The 6,263-nt window shown below is 61.7% G+C and carries 4 protein-coding genes and 1 pseudogene; 2 read left to right on the top strand and 3 right to left on the bottom strand.

Going from position 1 to position 6,263, the window contains the following annotated elements:
- Both TPRIMZ1_RS20790 and TPRIMZ1_RS19590 read left to right on the top strand, forming a co-directional pair.
- Nucleotides 1–289 (top strand): hypothetical protein (locus tag TPRIMZ1_RS20790; RefSeq protein WP_010253362.1); only part of this gene is annotated, 289 nt, incomplete at its 5' end.
- Nucleotides 286–630 carry a PIN domain-containing protein gene (locus tag TPRIMZ1_RS19590; RefSeq protein WP_010253358.1) on the top strand — a complete coding sequence of 115 codons (345 nt, stop codon included), beginning with the start codon at nt 286–288 and terminating at the stop codon, nt 628–630. The genes TPRIMZ1_RS20790 and TPRIMZ1_RS19590, both read left to right, overlap by 4 nt.
- 96 nt (nt 631–726) lie before the next feature.
- On the opposite strand, the gene TPRIMZ1_RS19585 is transcribed toward TPRIMZ1_RS19590, so the two are convergent.
- The 3 genes and pseudogenes from TPRIMZ1_RS19585 to TPRIMZ1_RS18140 form a co-directional block, all read right to left on the bottom strand.
- Nucleotides 727–2,703 (bottom strand): hypothetical protein, encoded by a 1,977-nt coding sequence (locus TPRIMZ1_RS19585; RefSeq protein ID WP_010253356.1) that lies wholly within the window; start codon nt 2,701–2,703, stop codon nt 727–729.
- A 288-nt stretch (nt 2,704–2,991) separates the two neighbouring features.
- Entirely contained in the window at nt 2,992–5,640 is a 2,649-nt protein-coding gene (locus tag TPRIMZ1_RS0100905; RefSeq protein WP_010253350.1) for a hypothetical protein, read from the bottom strand.
- Between the two features lie 39 nt (nt 5,641–5,679).
- Nucleotides 5,680–6,263 (bottom strand): annotated as a pseudogene (locus TPRIMZ1_RS18140) (hypothetical protein); the annotation flags it as partial.

Raw genomic sequence — 6,263 nt, 5'->3', positions numbered from 1 at the left:
ACCTTTTTCCGCTCTCTTCCCTTCCCCCTGTTTTTTGACTATAGTGGTATTGGAGGAAAGTATATCTAATACAGAACTACTTTTGAAAGAAATTGAGGGGCTTTCCCCCGATTACATGAATGAAATCCTTGATTTTGTGGGCTATCTCAAGCATAAAGCCCCCCCGGCGGCGGAATGGGTCAACCCGTTAAAAGGCAGGGCAAAAGCCCTGGGCTCAAAACTTACCCTTGACCGCTTTATGGAAATGCAGGAAGCGGATAAAAAGCTGGAATTGGACCTTGAGCCATGACCTATGTATTGGATGCCTGCGCCCTCATTGCCCTGCTTAATGAAGAAGAAGGGAAAGAAAAAATTGACGGTCTTTTCACCCAAGCCAAGGCCGGAAAAATAACCCTCTGCATAAGCATCATCAATATGCTTGAAGTCTATTATGGATTCATCGGCGCCGATGGCCTGGAACGGGCAAATGAAATCCTGTTTTTTTGCAGTGGTACGATGATCGCAAACCAAAGCCCGGTATCCCCGGGCCTTGGTATCCCAGCCCTTTTCCCTGGGGTCGTCCCAGTTCCGCAGGAACGTGCCCCGACCCTGGTCGGCAGCGCCTTTTTCGTCCCCTTAGGGCGGTTTTGACCGGGTAAAAACGTGGATTGTAGGGGTATTACACCCGCATACAATCCATACCGTACAGAATAATATACCCCGTTGCTCTGCAGCGGGGTATGGTGATTACTCCCACCAGAGCGTGGGATACACCGTGTTCGTGCTGCCGCCGTTCCAGCCGCCCAGGTCCTTCCAGTAGGTGCCGCTTCCGCTGCCGTTGCCGGTGCCCCATTGGCCGCTTTGTCCGGCTTCGGTGCCGGTGCTGGGCCATGCGCCGCTGGCGAACTTCGTGGTGTCGACGGTGCCGCTGCTGTAGTTGATGCCAACGCCGTTGCCGGTAAAGTTCGCCCAGTAGCAGGCGGTGGTGGTGCCATTGTGGTTGTACCCCACCACGCCGCCAATATAGCTGCTGCCGGAAACGGGGCCGGTGTTGTAGCAGGCGATGATGGCGGCGTTGTTCGTCCCCACCACGCCGCCGACTTCGTCATTGCCGGAAACGGGGCCGGTGTTGGAGCAGGCGGTGATGGGGTTACGGCCGTCCCCCACCACGCCGCCGACATCATCGGTGCCGGAAACGGCGCCGGTGTTGTAGCAAGCGGTGATGGGGCCTGCGCTGTACCCCACCACGCCGCCGACTCGGACGCCAGTGACGCTAATGTCGCTGCTGTTGGAGCAGGCGATGATGGCGCCCCCATTGGACCCCACCAAGCCGCCAACATAACTAGCGCCGGTAACGAAACCGCTCGCTATATGCACATTCTGCACCGTGCCGTTACTATTTCCAAAGAGGCCCTGGACATTTGAGGTGGTGTTTATATACAGGTTGCTGATAGCCTTGCCGCCGCCATCGAAGGTCCCGGTAAAGGAAGCGCCATCTTTGCCCACCGCCGTCCACTCCACCCTCGGGCTAAGATTGCCCATCAGGTCCAGGTCCGCTTCCTGCTTGTAGGTGCCCGTTAGGGCAATGGCGGCAGAAACGGTACCGGCGCCGGTCCTAATCAACTGGAACTCCCCATAGCTGCCGATGGGGACATTGCCCGCATCATCGGGAGCCCGGAACAGGAGTTTGCCGTCGCTGCCTATGTTCAGGGTAACCTGCTCATCCGCCCGGCGGCCGATGAGGATGGCCGTTTTGTTCGTGGGGGTAATGCTCTTGATAAGCCCCCCTTCCACCTCAACGGTATAGCCCCCGGCCCAGACCCCGATGATGTGCGGCTCCATTGTTCCAAAGTCCCCCGCCGCAAACGCAAAGCTCGCCGCCGAGGGGTCGGGGTCGGGGTCGTCGCTGGTGGGGGGCACGGTGGTGGTCATGTTGCCGTAGATGCGGACGGTCTCGCTCATGCCTGCCGCACCGGCGCTGTTCCCCAGGGTGGCCCGGAGCAGGTAGTCCCCGGCGGCCACGTTCGTGGTCCCGGTCGCTGTGGTAACGCCGGTGCTGGCGTTGGTGGTGGTGCTGGTGGGGGACAGGGTGGTCACGGGCTCGCCATCGTCCCCCAGCTTTTGCAGGGTCAGGCTGAGGGTCGTGACCCCCGCCGGGTAGGTGATGGTATAGGCCAGCGTCCCGGTTACGGTCGCAGTCTCAGCCACGGTCCCGTCCACCGGTTCCAGCGCCACCGTGACGGTGATGGTGGGGACGCTGCCGTTCACGGTGATGGTAGTGCCGTCATCGACCTTCCCGACCCCGGTCCCCACCAGCTTAGCGGGGTTCTTCGCACCGCCGACATACGCCTCCACGTCCAGGGTGTAGTTCCCCACCGCCAGGATGAAGTTCTCGCCGTCCTTCTCAGGCGTCACCGTCGTCCCGCTCCCTATATCCGTCCAAGTATAGGTATAGAAAAGCCCCGACGTAGACGGCGGCGTCGGGTACGCAGTCCTGAGTTTCGGCGTAGCCGAAACTCCAGACACAGGCGCAGCCGAAACTCCGGACACAGGCTCAGGCACAAGCCCGGAAATCTCCACCCGCACCGTGCCCAGCCCGCCGCCCCCGGCAACGTTGCCGCCGGGGCCAGACACCGGCACCGCACACCCCGCCATCAGCAGGGCGAAGCCCAACAACACTGCAAGGTGCATAGCGCCATTTTTGTCAGCTTTCATATTCATCATACCTATACTCCTCATATACTCATTCTCGCTCATATACTCTCAGCCCTCGGAGTTTTGGCTGTGCCAAAATTCCACCCTGGGGTCCGGCCCAGCCCGGTGACCGTCACCATTTTCAGAAGGTCTGTCTGTCCCTCCGGAAGGTCTGTCTGTCCCTCCGGAAGGTCTGGAGGTACCTCCAGACTTTTTAAGGGCGGTGGCAAGTTCCTTCGGAACTTGCTCGGAGTTTTGGCGGGGCCAAAACTCCACCGGGTTTGGCCCGGGCCGGTGTCAGTCACCATTTTCTGAGCCTTACTCCCACCAGAGCGTGGGATACACCGGGTTCGTGCCGCCGTTCCAGTTGCCAAGGTTCTTCCAGGCGTTGGCGCCGATGGTCCATTGGTTGCTGGTGCTGGGCCATGCGGCGCCGAACTTCGCGGTGCCGCCGGAGCCGGTGCCGCCGTAGACGGGGCTGCCGTAGACGGAGCCGACGATGCTGTCGCCAACGCCGTTGCCATCAAAGTTCGCCCAGAAGCAGTAGAGGATGGTGCCGCCTAAGTTATACCCCACCACGCCGCCTGAAGTGCCGTAGCCGGAAACACGGCCGGTGTTGTAGCAAGCGTTGATGATGCCGTTGGGGTAGTTGTCCCCCACCACGCCGCCGACATAGTAGTTACCGGAAACGGCGCCGGTGTTGTAGCAGGCGAAGATGGTGCCGCCGTTGTTCATCCCCGCCACGCCGCCGGTAGCGTTGCGGCCAGTAACCTTGCTGCTGTTTGAGCAGGCGGTGATGATGCCTTGGTTGTACCCCGCCACGCCGCCGGTATAGTCGGCGCCGGTAACAGAACCGCTCGCTATATGCACATTCTTCACCGTGCCGGTACTGATGATGCCAAAGAGGCCCTGGAGTATTGATCTGTTGTTTATATACAGGTTGCTGATAGCCTTGCCGTTGCCGTCGAAGGTCCCGGTAAAGCGGGCGCTGTCGTTGCCCACCGCCGTCCATTGCTGGCCGGACCATGCGCCGGTGTCCGGGTCGTAGTTGCCCATCAGGTCCAGGTCCGCTTCCTGCTTGTATTTGTCGCCGCTATGCGAGTCGCCAAGCTGGGTGTTAATCAACTGGAACTCCCCATAGCTGCCGATGGGGACATTGCCCGCACCATCGACGGCCCGGAACTGGAGTTTGCCGGCCTCGTCCAGCTTCAGGGTAACGGTCTCATCATCCTTGCGGCCGATGAGGATGGCGCCGGCATCGGTGGTGATGCTTTTGAGGAGGCCGTCCTCCACAATAGCGGTGATGCCTCCCGTATAGTCGCCCTCAAGAACCAGCTCCACATTGGTGACCGGTACCTTGACCCGGTTCTCGTACCAGAGGCCGTCCTGCTGGGCCCGCACGCCCACGGTGTAGGTCCCCAGACTCCGGCCATCGCCCTTGAAGGTGTAGGCGGTCCCGGCGGGGGCGTCTGCGGTCACGGGGTTCCCGTTCACGGTCCACCGGATGTCGGTGTAGTCCCCGGTGTCCCCGGTAAGGCTGAGGGTGAGTTCCCCGGTGGGCTTCACTATCAGCGGGGTGGTCGCCGAGGTACTCGTGATGGTGAGGGTGTGGGGCGCCGGGATTTTCCATGTGGTGGGCTCAAGCTTCGCGGTGCTGTCGGTTGCCGGGAAGGTGACGGTGAAGGTGAGGGTGTTCATGGCGGTGTCGCCGCTAATCTTCCCTGCGCTCACGATCCAGCCGTCGAGGGGCCCCTCGTTCACCGTGGCTATGATGCTTCCTGAGAACTTGTAGCCGGAATTGGCCTTTAGGGTGATGACCGCCCGGTAGGTGGCCCTGGGGGCGAACTTGCCGCCGGAGAAGGTGGTCCAGCCATCGGTGGTTTGCTCCTCCCAGGTAAAGCCCGCCGAGGCCGCGAAGCCGTAGTTGGCGTCGTCGGGGACGCTCAAGCTGCCGGCTGCCGCCGGGGGCTTCCCCGTGACGGGGGCCGCAAGGCCGGTGACTGCGGCGGCTTCCACCAGCCGCGCCCTAAAGTCGGCGTCGGTAAAGGTCCAGTCCGCCGCCGGGATGGTGGTTGTCATATTCTGATACACATGGACCACGTCATTTTTCCCCGCAGTCCGCCCCGTGGCGTCCTTGAGCTGCACGGTCAGGTCGTAGTACCCCGCAGCCACCGTCTCGGTTCCATCATAGGTCTGCAGGTTGTCGTCATCGTTAGCGTCGCTCAAAGGAGGCGTAGTCTCGTCCCCCAGATTCCGCAGGGTCAGGGTGAAGTCCTCGGTCGTCGCCGGGTAGCTGATGGTATAGGCCAGCGTCCCGGTCCCGGTCCCGGCCCCGGGATCGGTCCCGTCCAGTGGTTCCAGCGCCACCTTGACGGTGAGGTTCTCGCTATCGCCCACCGTGATGGTGGGGGTGCCGTCGCCGCTGAGCTTCGTCCCGACCCCGGTCCCCACCAGGTTAGCGGGCTCCGCAATGCCGTTGATATAGGCCTGCACGTCCAGGGTGTAGGACCCCACCGCCAGGATGAAGTTCCCGTCGCTGTCCTGGTCCGGGGTCACCAGCTTGGGCTCGACCTCATCCGTTATATCCGTCCAAATATAGGTATATTTAAGCTTCGACGTATCAGGCGGCGTCGGGTACACGGTCCGCTGCGGTCCAAGCGGACCCTTCGGGTCTGCTTGGACCGCTTGGAGTTTCGGCGTAGCCGAAACTCCAGACACAGGCACGGGCATAGGCTCAGACCCAGACACAAGCCCAAGGCCGGAGACTTCCACCCGCACCGTGCCCAGACCGCCGCCCGCAGGGGCCCCCTGCGGGGCCCCCACCGGGGCGGACACCGGGACCGCACACCCGGCCAGCAGCAGGGCAAAGCCCAACGCCCAGATGTGGAGTTTCGGCGCAGCCGAAACTCCGGGCAAGTTCCTGCGGAACTTGCCGGAGCCTTTTTTGTCAGATTTACTATTTATCATACCTATACTCCTCATGTGCGTATCTTCGTGCATCCTGCTTTAGTCCTTTTCCCACCAGAGCTTGGGATACGCCGGGGTGCTGGGGTTGCCCAGGTCCTTCCAGTAGTTGCCGGGACCGCTGCCATCCTTGCTGCCGATACCCCAGGCATTGGCGTAGTTTCGGTGGCTGCCGCCGTAGGCGGAGATGTCGGTGGTATTGGTGTCGGTCTTGGGCCATGCGTCGTCCCCGCCGAACTTCGTGGTCACCTGGCTGCTGCGAGAGGAGCCGCCAACGCCGATGTCGGGAGAAGTCGCCCAGTAGCAGGCCATGATGAAACCCTCGTTGTTAAACCCCACCACGCCGCCGACAGTCCTGTCGCCGGAAACGGCACCGGTGCTGTAGCAGGCGGTGATGGTGCCGGTGGTGTTGCTCCCCGCCACACCGCCGCAACCATCGGAGCCTTTAACGGAGCCGCTGTTGTAGCAGGCGGTGATGGTGCCATTGCTGTACCCCGCCACACCGCCGCAACTCCCGGAGCCTTTAACGGAGCCGATGTTGTAGCTGGCGATGATGGTGCCGCCGTTGCCCCCCGCCATGCCGCCGATAGAGCTTGTGCCGGTAACGGGGCCGCTGTTGGAGCAGT

This window comes from Treponema primitia ZAS-1, assembly GCF_000297095.1.
Lineage (GTDB): Bacteria > Spirochaetota > Spirochaetia > Treponematales > Breznakiellaceae > Termitinema > Termitinema primitia_A.
This window is presented reverse-complemented; position numbering and strand designations above follow the sequence as displayed.